A 17,025-nucleotide genomic window follows, 5' to 3' on the forward strand; every position below is an offset into this window, starting at 1 on the left:
CGGGCGGGGCTGATCTCGCCGAACCGGCGTCACGGCCTCGGGGCTCCGCCCCGGCCCCCGCGCCTCAATCGCCGGCGGGGCTGGAAATACCCACCCGCCGCAGGGGCTTGGACTGCCTCGCCACTCGCAGGCGATCGCCCTGGCCTCGCCCATCTCCCACCCGCCCGCCCCCTCTGGGGGCGTCGGCCCGACGGGTGCCGCTCCCGCCACCGGCGATTGCCACCGGCCCGACGGAGGACCGCTCCCGGCTCCGGCGGCTGGTCACCGGGCCGACGGGGGGCGCCCCCGCCTCCCGCGATTTGCCACCGGGCCGCCGGGGGGGGGGGCGCCCTCGCCACCAGCGATTTACCACCGGCCCAACGGGAGGCCGCCACCGCCTCCCGCGATTTGCCACCGGGCCGCCGGGGGACCGCTCCCGCCTCCGGCGATTTACCACCGGCCCGACGGGAGGTCGCCCCCGCCTTCGGCGGTTTACCGCCGGCCAGACGGGGCCGCTCCCGGCTTCAGCGGTTCGCCACCGGTACGGCTCCCCGGCCGTGGCGGGCGGGCGTTACCGGCTTGGGCAGTCTGCCGCCTTGGGCGGCAGGGTGGGCAAGGCGGCGCCCGGTGCCGGTTGCGAAGTGCGGTGGGCGCCCGCCACGGCGCAGCCGAGCAGGGCCACTCCGACCAGTGGATACGGCGACGCCAAGGGCTGCTGCCACCAGGCGAGGTGGAGGTCCAGGTTGCCGTGGTGCGGCAGTAGCCACATGGTGCGGGCCGTGAAGAGGGCCGCGAGCGCCCACGCCGTACGACGCCACCCCTCGGCCCACACCACCGCGATCAGCGGCACACACCACACCCAGTGATGCGACCAGCTGATGGGCGAGACGAGGAGTGCCGTGAGCGCGGCGAGGACGAGACCCCGCGCCGGAGTCCCCGCGGTCCGGGCCGCGTACAGCCCGGCCACCCCCACGACGACGGCCGGCACCACCCACAGCACCCCCGGCTCCGCCTCGTGCAACACCCGCCCGACCAGCCCCTGCAAGGACTGGTTGTCGACGATCCACGCCTTGCCGACCCGCCCCGTCTCGTAGAGCCGCCGCGTCCAGAACTCCCCACTGGCGTACGGCAGTACGAGCGCGCCCACCACGACGGTGCCGACGAACCCCGCCACCGCGTGCGCCGCCTCCCGCCGCCGCCCCGCGAGGAACAGGTACACGATGAAGACGGCGGGCGTGAGCTTGATGCCGGTCGCGATGCCGAGCGCGAGGCCCTTGCCGGGCGCGCCGGGCGGCCGCGTCAGATCCCACAAGATGACGCAGGCCAGAGCGAGGTTGATCTGCCCGAACAGCACCGTCTGGAAGACCGGTTCGAGCCACAGCGCGAGCGCGGCGACCGCACACACACCCGCCCACGACACCCGCAGCCCCGCGAACCGGCAGGACAGCCGGACCAGCACCACGACCAGCGCGATGTTGCCGAGGAGGAACGCCCCCTTGAGCACGGACAACGGAACCACCGCCGCCGGCACGAACAGCAGCGCCGCGAACGGCGGGTACGTGGCGGGCAGTTGCCACTCGGTGACCGTGAACCCGTACAGATCACCGCCACCGGCGAGCACCGCGGCCCCCTCGGCCCGATAGACGAGAACGTCCGCCATCGGGGCGGACTGGAGAACGCAGAGAGCGAGAAGCGCGGCCACGGAGGCCGCGAGGAGGAGAAACGGACCAGCGGCACGCGTACGGGCATTCACGACAAACGACCCTATTTCACCCCGCGTGGCAGATGCGCCATTCATGGCCCCGATCCTTCAAGCCCCGCACTTGGACGAGAGCCCGCGGGGCCCGGGGCAGCTCCCCGGACCCCGACCCCGCCCAACTCAGAAGCTCCCCCGGAACCCCCGCAGCCGCAGGCTGTTCCCCACCACGAACACCGACGAGAACGCCATCGCCGCCCCCGCGATCATCGGATTCAACAACCCCGCCGCGGCCAGCGGAACCGCCGCCACGTTGTACGCGAACGCCCAGAACAGGTTCCCCTTGATCGTCCCCAGCGTCCGCCGTGAAAGCCGGATCGCGTCGACCGCAGCCCGCAGATCACCTCGTACGAGGGTGAGGTCACCGGCCTCGATCGCCGCGTCCGTCCCCGTCCCCATCGCAAGGCCGAGATCCGCCTGCGCCAGCGCCGCCGCGTCGTTGACGCCGTCGCCGACCATGGCCACCGAACGCCCCTCGCCCTGAAGGCGCTTGACGACGTCGACCTTGTCCTGCGGAAGGACCTCCGCGATGACGTCCGCCGGATCCGTGATCCCGACCTCCGCCGCCACGGAACGGGCCACCGCCTCGTTGTCCCCGGTCAGCAGCACCGGCCGCAGCCCGAGCCCCCGCAGCCGCTCGATCGCCTCGGCGCTGGTCTCCTTGACCGCGTCGGCAACCTCCAGGACCGCGCGCGCCTCGCCGTCCCAGGCCACGGCGATCGCCGTACGCCCGGCCTCTTCGGCCTGCGCCTTCGCCTTCGCGAGCCCCTCCGGGAGGCGGATCTCCCACTCGCCCAGCAGCTTCTCGCGCCCGACGAGCACCGCGTGCCCGTCGACGACGCCCTGGACGCCGAGCCCGGCGACGTTCACGAAGTCCTCGGGCGTCGGCAGCGTGCCGACCTCCGCGGCCGCTCCCGCCGCCACGGCCTGCGCGATCGGGTGCTCGGACGCGTGCTCCAACGCCCCGGCGAGGCGCAGCGCCTCGGCCCGCTCGACGCCTTCGGCGGTGTGCGTGTCGAGCAGGGTCATACGTCCGGTGGTGACGGTGCCGGTCTTGTCGAGGACGATCGTGTCGACGGCGCGGGTCGACTCCAGGACCTCGGGGCCCTTGATGAGGATGCCGAGCTGGGCGCCGCGCCCGGTGCCGACCATGAGGGCGGTGGGCGTCGCGAGCCCGAGGGCGCACGGGCAGGCGATGATCAGGACGGCGACTGCGGCGGTGAAGGCGGCGGCCCAGCCCGCGCCGTTGCCCAGCCAGAAGCCGAGGGTGGCGACGGCGAGGGCGATGACGACCGGCACGAAGACACCGGAGATGCGGTCCGCGAGCCGCTGGGCTGCGGCCTTGCCGTTCTGCGCGTCCTCGACGAGCTTCGCCATCCGGGCGAGCTGGGTGTCGCCGCCGATCCGGGTGGTCTCGACGACGAGGCGTCCGCCGACGTTGAGCGTGGCGCCGGTGACGGCGTCGCCGACGGCCACCTCGACCGGTACGGACTCGCCGGTGAGCATCGAGGCGTCCACGGCGGACGAACCCTCGACGACGGTGCCGTCGGTGGCGATCTTCTCGCCGGGCCGGACGAGGAACCGGTCGCCGACCTTCAAGTCACCCACGGGGACGGTCGTTTCGCGGCCGCCCTCACGCAGGACGGTGACGTCCTTCGCGCCGAGTTCGAGCAGCGCCCTGAGCGCGGCGCCCGCCTTCCGCTTGGAACGGGCCTCGAAGTAGCGGCCCGCGAGGATGAAGGCGGTGACTCCGGCAGCGGCCTCCAGGTAGATGTTCCCGGCGCCGTCGCTGCGCCCGATGGTCAGCTCGAAGGGGTGCGTCATTCCGGGCTCGCCGGCCGTGCCGAAGAACAGGGCCCACAGCGACCACAGGAACGCGGCGGACACCCCGACCGAGACCAGGGTGTCCATCGTCGCGGCGCCGTGCCGCGCGTTCGTGAACGCCGCCTTATGGAAGGGCCAGGCCGCGTAGACCACGACGGGCGCGGCCAGCGTCAGGGACAGCCACTGCCAGTACTCGAACTGGAGGGCCGGGATCATCGCCATCGCGACGACGGGGGCGGCGAGCACCACCGCGGTGATCAGGCGCTGGCGCAGCGGGCGGAGTTCGTCGTCACCCGTGTCGGCGGCCTGTTCGTCGGCGGTCGCGGGAGGCGTGGGCTCCTGTGCCGTGTAGCCGGTGGCCTCGACGGTCGCGATCAGGTCGGCGACCTGGACGTCGTCCGCGAAGCTGACCTTCGCCTTCTCGGTCGCGTAGTTGACGGTCGCCTCGACGCCGTCCATCCGGTTCAGCTTCTTCTCGATGCGGGCGGCGCACGACGCGCAGGTCATGCCGCCGATGGCGAGTTCCACCTGCGCGGGTGGGGCGGCTGTGTGCGCCGACATGATGCCTCCTTGGATACTGATACCGGGGGCGGGTACCCCGCATGGTGATCCATTTATACCCCTAGGGGGTATCAAAAGCAAGGCGGAGCCGACTTGACTTCATACCCCCTAGGGGTATCGTCGGGAGGGTCATGGAGACACGACACAGCATGGGCACAGCATCAGGAACCGTGCGAAACCGACCCCATCCACTCCGGCCTCACCGAGGAGCCCGCCATGCAGACCGGTCTGAAGATCGCCGCCTTCGCCGCGGCAGCAGCAGCCACCTTCGGCACCGCGTACGGGGTGGGCAGCGCGGCGGACCCGGTCGTCGCCGAGAAGCGGCCGGCCGCGCACGACCGGCACGGCGCGCCCACGCAGGACGCGGAATCGGAGCACGGCGGCCACGCCGAGGCGGGCGCCGCGGCCGATGCCGTCCCCGGCGGACTCCAGGTCTCCGAGCGCGGCTACACGCTCGATCTGGAACGGGACCGCCTCCCCGACCGGACCGGCGAACTGCGCTTCACCATCCGTAAGGACGCCAAGGACGCCAAGGACGCCGAGCACGGCAAGGGCGGTGCGCACGCCGAAGACGGTGCGCATGGCGAGGACGGCTCCGGCGAGCCCGTGACCGCGTACAAGAAGGAACACGGCAAGGAGTTGCACCTGATCGTCGCCTCGCGCGACCTGACCGCGTACCGCCATCTGCACCCGGTGCGAGCCGCCGACGGCACCTGGTCGACCCCCGTCTCGCTCCCCAAGGCGGGCGACTACCGCGTCTTCGCCGACTTCACGCCGCGCGGCGAGAAGGAGGGCCTCACCCTCGGCGCCGGGCTCGGCGTCGCGGGGGCATACAAGCCCGCACCGCTGCCGGAGCACTCCACGACGGCACGCGTCGAGGACGGCTACGAGGTCCGGGTGGACGGCGACCTGAAGGCGGGCGCCGCGAGCGAACTCACGCTCTCCGTCAGCAAGGACGGGAAGCCCGTCACCGATCTGGAGCCCTACCTCGGCGCGTACGGCCACCTGGTCGCCCTGCGCTCCGGCGACCTCGCGTACCTTCACGTTCACCCGCACGACGGCAGGCCGGGGCCTGAGGTCTCCTTCACCGCGACCGCGCCCAGCACGGGGACGTACCGACTCTTCCTCGACTTCAAGCACGACGGGGAGGTCAGGACGGCTGCGTTCACGGTGCACGCGGCGTAAAGTGAGCGGGACATTGGACTAGACCTATCTGGATCCATCACCCGTGGCCCCGGGCAGGTCGACGCGACAGGAGCCTCATGAGCAAGCGTGCAGTCCTGGAGGTGATCGCCCTCGACGCCGAGGACGCGATCGCCGCTCAGGCCGGGGGTGCGGACCGCCTGGAGCTGGTCACCGACATGGCGGCGGACGGGCTGACGCCGTCGGTGGACACGTTCACGGCGATCCGCCGCGCGGTCGACATCCGGCTGCGCGTGATGCTGCGGCTCGCGGACGGCTTCGACGCGGGGGACGTATCGGCGCTCGTCCGGGCCGCGCGGGAGATGCGCGCCGCCGGGGCGGACGAGTTCGTGCTCGGGTTCCTCGACGAGCAGGGCGGCCCCGACCTCGCGGCCGTCGAACGGATCGTGGCGGAACTCGACGGCTGCCGGTGGACGTTCCACCGGGCCATCGACCGGGCCGCCGATCGCGACGCGCTCCGCAAGCAACTGGCCGATCTGCCGGGGCTCGACACGTACCTCACCGCCGGTTCGCCGGACGGGGTGGACGCGGGGCTCGACGTCCTCCTCACGGAGGCGGGGCGCTCCGCTGCCGGCGAGCCGGGGTACGAGCAGCAGGTCCTGGTGGGCGGGGGGCTCCGCCTGGACCATGTGCCGGGGTTGCGGGCGGCGGGGGTGTCGGCCTTCCACATCGGCGGGGCGAGTCGCCCTGCGGGGTGGGGGGCGCCGGTTTCGGCGGATGCGGTGGGGGTGTGGCGGGAGGCGTTGGACGGGTAGTCCGTCACCCTCAGCCTCCTGGCCCTGGGTCACGGGGCGCGGCCCCGGCCTACCGGCCTTACGTCGTAGGGCTCCGCCCCGGGCCTCCCGGCCCTACGTCACGGGGCCCTGCCCCCGCCTCCCGGCCTTACGTCACGGGGCTCTGCCCCGGACCCCGCGCCTCAATCGCCGGCGGGGCTGGAAAGACCGGGGCTCCGCCCCCGACCCGCGAGTCACTTCCCAGAGCGGGCTCAATTTCGCCCGCCCATCTCCCACCCACCCGCCCCCTCCGGGGGCGTCGGCCTCACCGGGTACCGCCACTCCTGGCTACCCGCCCGCTGGCCGCACGAAGTACTGCTGCCCCGGCTCCCCACACGTTGCGGTCGGCCGTCACCGCCCTGGGCAATCCGCCGCCAATCCCGGCTCCCCACCCATAACGGTCGACACCCACCGCCCTGGGCAATCCACCGCCTTGGGCGCGGCTCCCGACCCGTTGCGGTCGGCCGCCCACGCCTTGGGCAATCCGCCGCAAGCACGGCTCCCCGCCCGTGACGGTCGGCCGTCACCCCGCCTCCGGCAACCCCCGCCCACCACGGCTCCCCACCCTGGCGGTCGGCGCCCACCGCCTTGGGCAATCTGCCGCCTGGGGCGGCAGGGTGGGCAAGGCGGCGCCCCGGTGCCGCGCAACGAACACGACCGGTGGCCACCCCGGCCCGGCTCGGAACCCCGGTGCCGCGCAGTACGGACGACGGGCGCCGGCCACGGCTGAGACCGCAACCCCCGGTGCAGGCCGCACCTACGGAAGGCGCCGACCACGGCGCAGCACCGGAACCCCGGCTCACCGCATGAACCACAGCGGGCGCCCGCGCCCCCGTCACCCCGGCTCACCACCCGGGGGCCGAAGCCCCCGGAGGGGGCGGGAGGGTGGGAGATGAGCAGGGCGACCCGCCCAGCACGGGGCCGCGGGCACAACCGTCAGCCACCACCCGGATGGGCACGGCGGCACCCCCAATGCCGCGCGACCAGAACGACAGGCGCCGACCACGGCACAGCTCAGAGCCCCGGCTCCGCGCACACCCTCACGACGACCCCCACCCCGGCTACCCCAACTGCCGCGGCAGCGGCGCCGCGTGGGTCACCACCAGCCCCGACACCGCCCGCGTAAGCGACACGTACAACCGCCGCAACCCCGTCCGCTCATCCGGCTCCGCGGCGACCACCGCCGCCGGCTCGTCCAGGACCACGTAGTCGTACTCCAACCCCTTCGCGAGCGACGCCGGCACCAGCGTCAACCGCGCCGCCGCCGTCGTCTCCTCGCCAGGAGCGAGATACCCCAGCCCCGCCTCCACCAGCGCCGCGCCCAGCGCCTCACACCGCGCGTCCGCCGCGATCAGCCCGACCGACCCCTCGTTCCGCAGCGCCTCGACACACGCCGCCACCACGTCCCCGACCCCGTCCACCGACCGCACCTCGAACGCCCCCGGGTTCTCCCGTACCGACGCCACCGGCGTGAGCCCCGGCGCGATGTCCGGCAGCAGCAGGGACGCGTACGTGATGACGTCCGTCGGCACACGGAAGCCCGCCGTCAGCTCCTCCACCACCGCGTCCGCCTTGCCGAGATGGGACAGCGCCTCGTCCCAACTCCGCGTCGCCCACGGCGTCGTACCCTGCGCGAGGTCCCCGAGGACCGTCACCGATCCCGTCGTCGCACGCCGCCCCACAGCCCGGTACTGCATCGGCGACAGGTCCTGCGCCTCGTCCAGCACCACATGCCCCAACGAGTGCGTACGCTCGATCAGATCGTTCGCCTCGTCGATCAACACGGCATCCGCGGCAGCCCACTTGGCGCTCTTCACGCTGCGCGCGGGCTTGGCCCACAGCACCGTCTTCTGCTCGTCGGCGTCGAGCAGCCCCTCCGCGTGCTCGGCCAGGAAGTCGGCGTCCGACAGCAGCCGCAGCACCAACTTCGCCGGATCGACCGCCGGCCACACCTCCTTGACCACGGCCTTCACCGCGGCATTGCGCGCCACCGCGTTCTGCACCCGGTCGTCGGGCGCCTCACCCGCGCGCTCCATCTGTACGAGCACGGCGTGCGCGATCCGCTGCGGAAGGGCCTCGCGCGCGGCCCCGTACCGCATGTCGCGTGCCATCAACTCCCGTACGATCTCCTCCAGTTCGTACGACGGGACCCGCCAGCGGCGCGAGCCCCGCACCACCACGACACCCTCGGTGGGCAGCGTGATGTGGGAACGCAGGGCGCGCCGCAGCACCTCGGCCATCCGCGCGTCGCCCTTCACCAGGGCGGCGGCGGGGTCGTCGACGGCCCGCACCTCCACATGCGCGACGAGGTCGTCCACCGTCGCCTGCTTGACCTCCAGCTCGCCGAGCGCGGGCAGCACCTGCTCGATGTAGTGGAGGAAGGACGCGTTCGGCCCGATGACCAGCGTCCCGGTGCGGGCGAGCCGCTCCCGGTGCGCGTACAGCAGATACGCGACACGGTGCAGGCCGACGGCCGTCTTGCCCGTCCCCGGCCCTCCCTGTACGCAGACCGACCCCGCGAGCCCGCTCCTGACGATCTCGTCCTGCTCCGGCTGAATGGTGGCAACGATGTCTCGCATCGGGCCGACGCGCGGCCGCTCGATCTCCTGCTGGAGCAGCTGGCTGGTCCGCTCCGCCTCCGTCGGGTCGGTGAGGTGCTCGTCCTCGTACGCGGTGAGGTCGCCGGCCGTGTAACCGAAGCGGCGGCGCAGCGCGACGTCCATCGGGTCCTTCTTGGACGCCCGGTAGAAGGGCTGCGACACGGGCGCACGCCAGTCGATCACCATCGGGTCGCCCTCGGCGTCGTGCACGTGCCGGCGCCCGATGTAGAACTTCTCGCCCTCGGCGCCCTCGGCGACGTCCGCGCCCGGTGCGTGCAGATAGTCGAGGCGCCCGAAGAACAGCGGGGTGTGGCTGAGGTCGGCGAGCGCCTTGATCCGCTCGTCGATCTGGTGCTGCAGCACCTCGGCGTTCACCCAGTTCGCGGTGACGTCGCGGATGTCGAGCGCCTCCGCGTCCTCACGCATCGCGCGCAGGGCGGAGCGGGACGAGACCAGGTGCGTGCGTTCGCGCTCGAGCGGCGAGGACGAGGGCGCGGGCGCGGGTGACGCGGACGACGACGGTGACGTGCTCACGGGGTTCTGCCTCCGGATCCAGGTACGCGTGTACGACGTTCCCGGCCGGTTTCCGTCCGGTCGGCGGCGCTCCTGCCGTGCCGGCGGGAGGGCTCGGCACGGGGAGGCGGGGAGGAGCGGTGAGTGTACGGGACGGCTGCCGCCGGGAGCCAACGGTTTTTTGACCCGGTCGACCGGTCCTACGCCACGGGGCTCCGCCCCGGACCCCGCGCCTCAATCGCCGGCGGGGCTGATTTCGCCGAACCGGCGTTGACGCCACGGAGCTAGGGTCGGACCCATGATGTACGACGACCACCACCCCGCCGGCCCGGACCTGCGCGAGCGCTGGGCCCGTACCCTGCGCGCGGCTACCGCGGGCGCGGGCGCCGACCCGTATCCGTATGCCGACAATCTTCTGGCCCGGTGGTCCGAGCCGCAGCGGAAGTACCACACGGTCGAACATCTCGCGGCGGTGCTCGACCACATCGACGTGCTGGAGGAGCACGCGGAGCGGCCCGAGCTCGTACGGCTCGCGGCCTGGTTCCACGACGCGGTGTACCGGCCCGAGCGCTCGGAGAACGAGGAGCGGTCCGCGGCCCTCGCCGAACGCGCCCTGACCGAGGCCGGGTTGGGCACCGAGGACGTCGCCGAAGTGGCCCGTCTCGTCCGCCTCACCGTCACCCACGACCCGGCCGACGGCGACACCGACGGCGAGGCGCTGTGCGATGCCGACCTGGCGATCCTGGCCGCGCCCGCACCCGCTTACGCCGCGTACACCAGGGCCGTCCGCGCGGAGTACGCCTTCGTGCCGGACGAGGCGTTCCGCGAGGGGCGGGCCGGGGTGCTGCGCCAACTCCTCGACCTGCCACGGCTGTTCAGGACCCCGCACGGCAGGTCCCACTGGGAGTCCGCGGCCCGCGAGAACCTGACGGCGGAACTGGATCTGCTGACTCCCTGACCCGTCGCGCGTGACGGCGCGCGTGGCGGAGCGTATGAACGGCGTACGAACGATGTGCCACGACCCGTCGGTCCGGGAATGCCACTCGTCACCCCCCGGTTGGCTCCTTACATGTCCCCACAGTCCAGTCCAGACTCCCCAGACCTCCGCTCGAACACCGGCACCCCCATCCGCAACAGCACCCGTATGCCCCTGGCCGTCTACATCCTCGGACTCAGCGTCTTCGCCCTCGGGACCAGCGAGTTCATGCTCTCCGGGATCCTCCCCGCGGTCGCCGACGACATGGACGTCACGATCCCGCAGGCCGGGCTGCTGATCTCGGCCTTCGCGATCGGCATGGTGGTCGGCGCCCCGCTGCTCGCGGTGGCGACGCTGCGCCTGCCGCGCCGGACCACCCTGATCTCGCTCATCACGGTGTTCGGCCTGGGCCAGGTCGCGGGCGCGCTCGCCTCGACCTACGAGATCCTGTTCGCCTCCCGCGTCGTCTCGGCCCTCGCCTGCGCCGGCTTCTGGGCGGTCGGCGCCGCGGTCGCCATCGCGATGGTGCCGGTGAACCAGCGGGCCCGCGCCATGGCCGTGATGATCGGCGGCCTGTCGATCGCGAACGTGCTGGGTGTCCCCGCGGGCGCGTTCCTCGGTGACGGGCTCGGCTGGCGCGCCGCGTTCTGGGCAGTGGGCGCCGCCTCCGCGATCGCCCTCGTCGGCATCGTGACCCTCGTGCCGAAGATCCCGCTTCCCGCCGAACGGCCGCAGCTGAAGCGGGAGTTGAGCATCTACGCCGACCGCCAGGTGTGGCTGTCCATCGCCGTCACGGCCCTCGCGGCAGGCGGCGTCTTCTGCGCGTTCAGCTATCTCTCGCCGCTCCTGACGGACGTCGCGGGTCTGCCCGAGAGCTGGGTCCCGGCGGTCCTCGCGCTCTTCGGATTCGGCGCGCTCGCCGGTACGACGCTGGGCGGGCGGATCGCCGACGCGCACCTCTTCGGGGTGCTGCTGACCGGCATCACCGCGTCCACCGTCTTCCTCGCGGCGCTCGCCGTGCTCGGGCACTTCGCGGTCGCGGCGGTGGCCCTGTCGTTCCTGCTCGGCTTCTCCGCCTTCTACACGGCGCCGGCCCTCAACGCCCGGATGTTCAACGTCGCGGGCGCCGCACCCACCCTGGCGGGCGCCACCACGACCGCCGCCTTCAACCTGGGCAACACGGGCGGCCCCTGGCTCGGCGGCACGGTCATCGACGCGGACCTCGGCTACCCGGCGACCGCCTGGGCCGGCGGCGCGATGACGGTGGTGGCCCTGGCACTGACGGCGGTGTCGCTGCGGCTGCACCGGCGTACGGCGGCGTCCCGCGTGGTCGCCAAGCACCCGGCGCCGACCGGGACGACCGACGTAACGACCGCCGAGGCGACCGACCTGACGACCGAGGTGACTACGCCGGCCGCCCCTTCGGCCTCCGCAGGCCCGCGTCCGTAAGCCTGCGCACCAGCTCCTTCGAGCCGATCTCGACCGCTCCCGCGCGCACCGCGTCCACGTACCGGTGCGACGGGATGTCGTAATGGTCGCGCTCGAAGGCGCGCGGCGGAACGCCCAACTTCTCGGCGAACGCGTGGAGTTCGTCGAACGAGACGTCGCTGACCAGGTGCGACCACATGCGGTCGTGCCCGGGCCAGGTCGGCGGGTCTATGTAGACCGTCAAGAGACCGTCACCCCGTCACCGAGGCGAGGCCACCGACCGGTGCCACGGTCACGCCCGCCTCCGAGCACACCCAGTGCGGGTCGGCGCCCAGCTCCGGCTCCACGTCCAGCGCGTGCGGGGCCTCGGCACTCGAGCCGGGACCGCACACCGGGCACAGCGGCCAGCGGCCGTGCCGCTCCAGGATCCCGTCCTTGACGTCCTGGGCGACGAGCCCGATCACGAATTCGACGCCCTCCGGCCACTGCTCCACCCACCACCGCCGCGAGACGACCGACTCCTCCACCAGCGAGACGATGTCCGAATCCGCGACGTCGCCCGCCTTCAAATCCGCGAGCACGAGCGCGCGGGCCGCGTGCAGGGCCTGCTCCAGGGGGCTGATGGTGTCCATACCCCAATTGTGCACGTGGAGCCCCTGCGGCGGGTGGGTCCTCCCGACCACCGCTCTGCCCTCAGGCCGAAGGACCCTTGACCCAATCCGCCTCCGAAAATATCTTTCATCACGTGAGCAATGACGTGAAGGAAAGTTTCGGCAGGGACGCGCCGCCGGCCCCCGCGGCCCTCGCCGCCAAGGTCCGCACCCTCGCCCCGTCCATGACCCGCTCCATGCAGCGCGTCGCCGAGGCGGTCGCCGGGGACCCGGCCGGCTGCGCCGCCCTGACCGTCACCGGACTCGCCGAGCTCACCAGCACCAGTGAGGCCACGGTCGTCCGCACCGCCCGCATCCTCGGCTACCCCGGCTACCGGGACCTGCGCCTGGCGCTCGCCGGCCTCGCCGCCCAGCAGCAGTCGGGCCGGGCGCCCGCCGTCACCGCGGACATCGCGGTCGACGACCCGCTGACCGACGTCGTCGCCAAGCTCGCCCACGACGAGCAGCAGACCCTCGCCGACACCGCGGCCGCACTCGACACCGCCCAGCTCGGCGCCGCCGTGACCGCCATGGCGAACGCGGGCCGCGTCGAGATCTACGGCATGGCGGCCTCCGGCCTCGTGGCCCAGGACCTCGCGCAGAAGCTGCTGCGCATCGGCCGGCACGCGTACGCGCACTCCGACCCGCACCTGGCCGTCCACAACGCGGTGACGCTCCGCTCCGGGGACGTGGCGGTGGCGATCACGCACTCCGGCACCACCGGCGACGTGATCGAGCCGCTGCGGGTCGCCTTCGAGCACGGCGCCACTACGATCGCGATCACCGGCCGCCCCGGCAGCCCGGTGTCGCAGTACGCCGACCACATACTGACGACGTCCATCGCCCGCGAGAGCGAGCTGCGCCCCGCGGCGATGTCCTCCCGCACGAGCCAGCTCCTGGTCGTGGACTGCCTGTTCGTCGGCATCGCCCAACGCACGTACGAGACGGCGGCGCCGGCGCTTTCCGCTTCCTACGAGGCATTGGCCCACCGCCACCAGTCCGCTCCGCGGGGCGGCCGCCAGTGATGACCACCGCACCACTCCCCACGCCACGGGGCTCCGCCGATTCAAGCCCCGCCGGCGATTGAGGCGCGGGGTCCGGGGCGGAGCCCCGTGACCGCAACCCCGTCGCAGCGCACCAGTAACCAGCCCCCCGCACAGAAGGCCGCATTGTCACGATGACCGCCACTCCCGACGCCACCTATGCCGACCTCCGCGCCCAACTGGCCACGCTCACGACGGAGGCATTCCGCCCGGAGCTCGCCGAGATCGACCAGCTCTCCACGCTGGAGATCGCGAAGCTGATGAACGGCGAGGACGCCACCGTCCCCACCGCCGTCGCCGCCCAGCTCCCCCAGATCTCCGCCGCGATCGACGGCATCGCCGACCGCATGGCCCGCGGCGGCCGCCTCATCTACGCGGGCGCCGGCACCGCCGGCCGGATGGGCGTGCTCGACGCCTCCGAGTGCCCGCCCACCTTCAACACCTGGGACGGTCAGGTCGTCGGCCTGATCGCGGGCGGCCCGTCCGCCATGGTCAAGGCCGTCGAGGGCGCCGAGGACTCCAAGGAGCTCGCGGCCGCCGACCTGGACGGCATCGACCTCACCGAGAACGACATCGTCGTCGGCATCTCGGCCTCGGGCCGCACCCCGTACGCGATCGGCGCCGTCGAGCACGCCCGCGCCCGCTACGGCGCGCTCACCGTCGGCCTCTCCTGCAACGCGGACAGCGCCCTCGCCGCCGCCGCGGACCACGGCATCGAGGTCGTCGTCGGCCCCGAGCTGCTCACCGGCTCCACCCGTCTGAAGGCGGGCACGGCGCAGAAGCTCGTGCTCAACATGCTGTCGACGATCTCCATGATCCGGCTCGGCAAGACGTACGGAAACCTCATGGTCGACGTACGCGCGTCGAACGAGAAGCTGCGGGCCCGCTCCCGCCGCATCGTCTCCCTCGCCACCGGCGCCGACGACGACGCCATCGAGGCCGCGCTCGCCGCGACCGACGGCGAGGTCAAGAACGCCATCCTCGTCGTCCTCGGCGACGTCGACGGCCCCACCGCCGACCGCCTCCTCACGGAGTCCGACGGCCACCTGCGCGCCGCGCTCGCGGCCGCCGCCACCAAGTAACTCCCCCGCACCCACCCGTCCCCGAGCACCACCTGCACAGCAAGGCAAGACGCACCATGGCCGATAACGCCGAGAACAAGAACCGCGCCGTCGCCGCCGCGATCCTCCCGCTCGTCGGCGGCGCAGCGAACGTCACCTCCGTGGTCCACTGCATGACCCGGCTCCGGCTGGGTCTCGCGGACCGTTCGCTCGTCCAGGACGAGGCGCTCAAGGCGCTTCCCGACGTCATGGGCGTCGTAGAGGACGACACGTACCAGATCGTCCTCGGCCCGGGGAAGGTCGCCCGGGTCACCCCCGAGTTCGAGTCCCTGGTGGAGGAGGGCAAGGCCGCCGCCCCGGCGCCCGCCCCCGCCTCGCCCGGCGCCTCCGCGGACGACCTCGCCGCCCAGGGCGCCGCGATCAAGGCCCAGCAGAAGGCGAAGAACGCCACCCCGTTCAAGCTCTTCCTGCGCAAGATCGCCAACATCTTCGTGCCGCTGATCCCGGCCCTGATCGGCTGCGGCATCATCGCCGGCCTCAACGGCCTGATGATCAACCTGGGCTGGCTGCCGTCGGTCACCCCTGCGCTCGCCGCGATCGCCTCCGGCTTCATGGCGCTGATCGCGGTCTTCGTCGGCTACAACACGGCGAAGGAGTTCGGCGGTACGCCGATCATCGGCGGCGCGGTCGCGGCGATCATCGTCTACCCGGGCGTCGCGAACGTCGATGTCTTCGGCGACAAGCTCTCCCCCGGCCAGGGCGGCGTCCTCGGCGCGCTCGGCGCGGCGGTGCTCGCGGTCTACATCGAGAAGTGGTGCCGCAAGTGGGTCCCGGAGTCGCTCGACGTCCTGGTCACCCCCACCCTCACCATCCTGATCTCCGGCCTGGTCACGATCTTCGGCCTGATGTTCGTGGCGGGTGAGGTCTCCACCGCGATCGGCACGGGCGCCAACTGGCTCCTGGAGAACACCGGCCTCTTCGCGGGCGCCATCCTCGGCGGCCTCTTCCTCCCCCTGGTGATGCTCGGCCTCCACCAGGCCCTGATCCCGATCCACACCACCCTGATCGAACAGCAGGGCTACACGGTCCTGCTCCCCATCCTGGCGATGGCGGGCGCGGGCCAGGTCGGCGCGGCGATCGCCGTCTTCAAGAAGCTCAAGCACAACAAGTCGATCCGCAAGACCATCAAGTCGGCGCTCCCCGCGGGCTTCCTGGGCGTGGGTGAACCCCTCATCTACGGTGTCTCGCTCCCCCTCGGCCGCCCGTTCATCACGGCGTGCGTCGGCGGCGCGGCGGGCGGCGCGTTCATCGGCCTCTTCTCGATGCTCGGCACCCAGGTCGGCTCGACGGCCATCGGCCCGTCCGGCTGGGCCCTGTTCCCCCTCCTCGACGGCAACAAGGGCCTGGGCCTGACCTGCGCGATCTACCTGGGCGGCCTGCTCGTCGGCTACATCGTCGGCTTCCTGGCGACGTACTACTTCGGCTTCACACAGGACATGCTCGTGGAGTTCAACCAGGACGTCGACGCAGGCGAATCCCCGGCGGCCCACGCCGAGGCCAACCCGGCGCCTTCGTCCCCGGAACCGAAGGAACCAGCAAAGGTCTGACCCCGACCACCCCAAAGGGCGGCACCCCACGACATGGGGCGCCGCCCTTTCGCGTACGTACTGCTCTGCCTAGCCGCGGTGGAACACGCCCGGCTCCAGAGGCACCAGCCCCAGACCGCTCAGCACCTGCAAGGCCTCCCACTCCTCGTCCGACATGATCACGGTTCCGGAGTCCGGCACCGGATCACGATCAGCAGCGGACGCCACAGGGGCCCCCACCCCTACCAGGGCCCCGACCGCCAGAACCATCGCCATCATTTGCACACGCAGGCTGCTCTTCATGCCCGCCCAACGAGCCACGTCACCCACTGGTCACCGCTCCGCATGCGCCCGGCCCGGCCCTCCCGCATCCTGAGCGCATGGCTGACAGCACCCTTTCGAAGATCTCCTGGACCGAGTTCCGCCCGGACCGGCGCCTCCTGACCGCGGGGGCGGTGCTCACCGGTATCGGCACCCTCACCGCGATGGCCGGCGTCGGCGTCCTCGTCTACGAACTGGCCCGCGCGGGCCGCAGCTGGACCGGCACCTGGAACGTCCCCCCGTCCGAACTGGCCGCCCGCACCCTCCACCAGGCCCAGGCCGCGGCCACAAGCGCCACCCGCGCGGGCCGCGACACCTGGCAAAGCTTCTCCGAACAGTCCTCGGCCTGACCCTTCCCCTCCGGGCAGACGGATCCGCGCCCGAGGCTCTCCGCCACGGGCGCGGATCCGTCTGCCGGAAGCTCAGGCGTCGCCCCGCCCCTCATGCAGTACGGCAACGGTCAACCCCACCGGCCCGAAGCTCGTGCTCCGGGCGGAGGCCTGGTCCGCGTTCGTCGCCGACCTGCGCCGCGCCCCGTAACCAACGCCCCGAGGCTCAAGCCCCGAGCCACGAGCCCTGCTTTCAAGGATTGGGAGGTGGGTCTCAACCCACCCTCCCTCCCTGCGAGTTGGCGACGCCGACGAGCACGCTCGGCAATACCTGACACTTTCTGACACCAGCTTGCCACGGAGGGTAACCGCGCTCTAGCGTGCCCGATATACGAACGGCCCCCGCCGGTGCGGTAACACCG

General features: G+C 72.4%; 13 protein-coding genes. 8 read left to right on the forward strand and 5 right to left on the reverse strand.

Features of this window, described 5'->3' with window-relative positions:
• Positions 1–550: 550 nt before the first annotated feature.
• A complete protein-coding gene (locus tag ACYSUO_RS34260; RefSeq protein WP_461780114.1) occupies positions 551–1,639 on the reverse strand; it encodes a glycosyltransferase 87 family protein in 1,089 nt (362 codons plus the stop codon).
• 219 nt (positions 1,640–1,858) lie between these two features.
• The gene (locus ACYSUO_RS34265) at positions 1,859–4,120 is read right to left on the reverse strand and encodes a heavy metal translocating P-type ATPase (protein ID WP_461780115.1); all 2,262 of its coding nucleotides are present in this window, start codon (positions 4,118–4,120) and stop codon (positions 1,859–1,861) included.
• A gap of 216 nt (positions 4,121–4,336) precedes the next feature.
• Between ACYSUO_RS34265 and ACYSUO_RS34270 the strand changes: the two genes are divergently transcribed.
• Both ACYSUO_RS34270 and ACYSUO_RS34275 read left to right on the forward strand, forming a co-directional pair.
• Complete coding sequence (locus ACYSUO_RS34270; protein WP_461780116.1) at positions 4,337–5,305, forward strand: hypothetical protein; 969 nt, start codon at positions 4,337–4,339, stop codon at positions 5,303–5,305.
• 77 nt (positions 5,306–5,382) lie between these two features.
• Positions 5,383–6,078 (forward strand): copper homeostasis protein CutC, encoded by a 696-nt coding sequence (locus tag ACYSUO_RS34275; protein ID WP_461780117.1) that lies wholly within the window; start codon positions 5,383–5,385, stop codon positions 6,076–6,078.
• Between the two features lie 1,079 nt (positions 6,079–7,157).
• Here the strand turns inward: ACYSUO_RS34275 and ACYSUO_RS34280 are convergent.
• Positions 7,158–9,122, reverse strand: a complete 1,965-nt coding sequence (locus ACYSUO_RS34280) for a HelD family protein (RefSeq protein WP_461780143.1) — start codon at positions 9,120–9,122, stop codon at positions 7,158–7,160.
• Between the two features lie 385 nt (positions 9,123–9,507).
• On the opposite strand from ACYSUO_RS34280, the gene ACYSUO_RS34285 reads away from it, so the two are divergent.
• Both ACYSUO_RS34285 and ACYSUO_RS34290 read left to right on the forward strand, forming a co-directional pair.
• Complete coding sequence (locus tag ACYSUO_RS34285; RefSeq protein ID WP_461780118.1) at positions 9,508–10,167, forward strand: HD domain-containing protein; 660 nt, start codon at positions 9,508–9,510, stop codon at positions 10,165–10,167.
• A gap of 186 nt (positions 10,168–10,353) precedes the next feature.
• Positions 10,354–11,634, forward strand: coding sequence for a Cmx/CmrA family chloramphenicol efflux MFS transporter (locus ACYSUO_RS34290; RefSeq protein WP_461780119.1), 1,281 nt, complete (start codon positions 10,354–10,356; stop codon positions 11,632–11,634).
• On the opposite strand, the gene ACYSUO_RS34295 is transcribed toward ACYSUO_RS34290, so the two are convergent.
• Together ACYSUO_RS34295 and ACYSUO_RS34300 are read right to left on the reverse strand one after the other, a co-directional pair.
• Positions 11,591–11,857, reverse strand: coding sequence for a DUF4031 domain-containing protein (locus tag ACYSUO_RS34295; RefSeq protein WP_461780120.1), 267 nt, complete (start codon positions 11,855–11,857; stop codon positions 11,591–11,593). The genes ACYSUO_RS34290 and ACYSUO_RS34295 overlap by 44 nt on opposite strands.
• 7 nt (positions 11,858–11,864) lie before the next feature.
• Positions 11,865–12,245: a hypothetical protein gene (locus ACYSUO_RS34300; RefSeq protein ID WP_461780121.1), complete on the reverse strand. Its 381-nt coding sequence runs from the start codon at positions 12,243–12,245 to the stop codon at positions 11,865–11,867.
• Positions 12,246–12,358: 113 nt separating this feature from the next.
• Here ACYSUO_RS34300 and ACYSUO_RS34305 point away from each other — a divergent pair, with 113 nt between their 5' ends.
• From ACYSUO_RS34305 to ACYSUO_RS34320, 4 genes are all read left to right on the forward strand, one after another.
• The gene (locus ACYSUO_RS34305) at positions 12,359–13,288 is read left to right on the forward strand and encodes a MurR/RpiR family transcriptional regulator (protein ID WP_461780122.1); all 930 of its coding nucleotides are present in this window, start codon (positions 12,359–12,361) and stop codon (positions 13,286–13,288) included.
• Positions 13,289–13,440: 152 nt separating this feature from the next.
• A complete protein-coding gene (murQ, locus tag ACYSUO_RS34310; RefSeq protein ID WP_461780123.1) occupies positions 13,441–14,388 on the forward strand; it encodes an N-acetylmuramic acid 6-phosphate etherase in 948 nt (315 codons plus the stop codon).
• Positions 14,389–14,444: 56 nt separating this feature from the next.
• Positions 14,445–15,974, forward strand: a complete 1,530-nt coding sequence (locus ACYSUO_RS34315; protein WP_461780124.1) for a PTS transporter subunit EIIC — start codon at positions 14,445–14,447, stop codon at positions 15,972–15,974.
• A gap of 359 nt (positions 15,975–16,333) precedes the next feature.
• Positions 16,334–16,624 (forward strand): hypothetical protein, encoded by a 291-nt coding sequence (locus ACYSUO_RS34320; RefSeq protein ID WP_461780125.1) that lies wholly within the window; start codon positions 16,334–16,336, stop codon positions 16,622–16,624.
• Positions 16,625–17,025 lie beyond the last annotated feature (401 nt).

Source organism: Streptomyces sp. UC4497 (genome assembly GCF_054871485.1).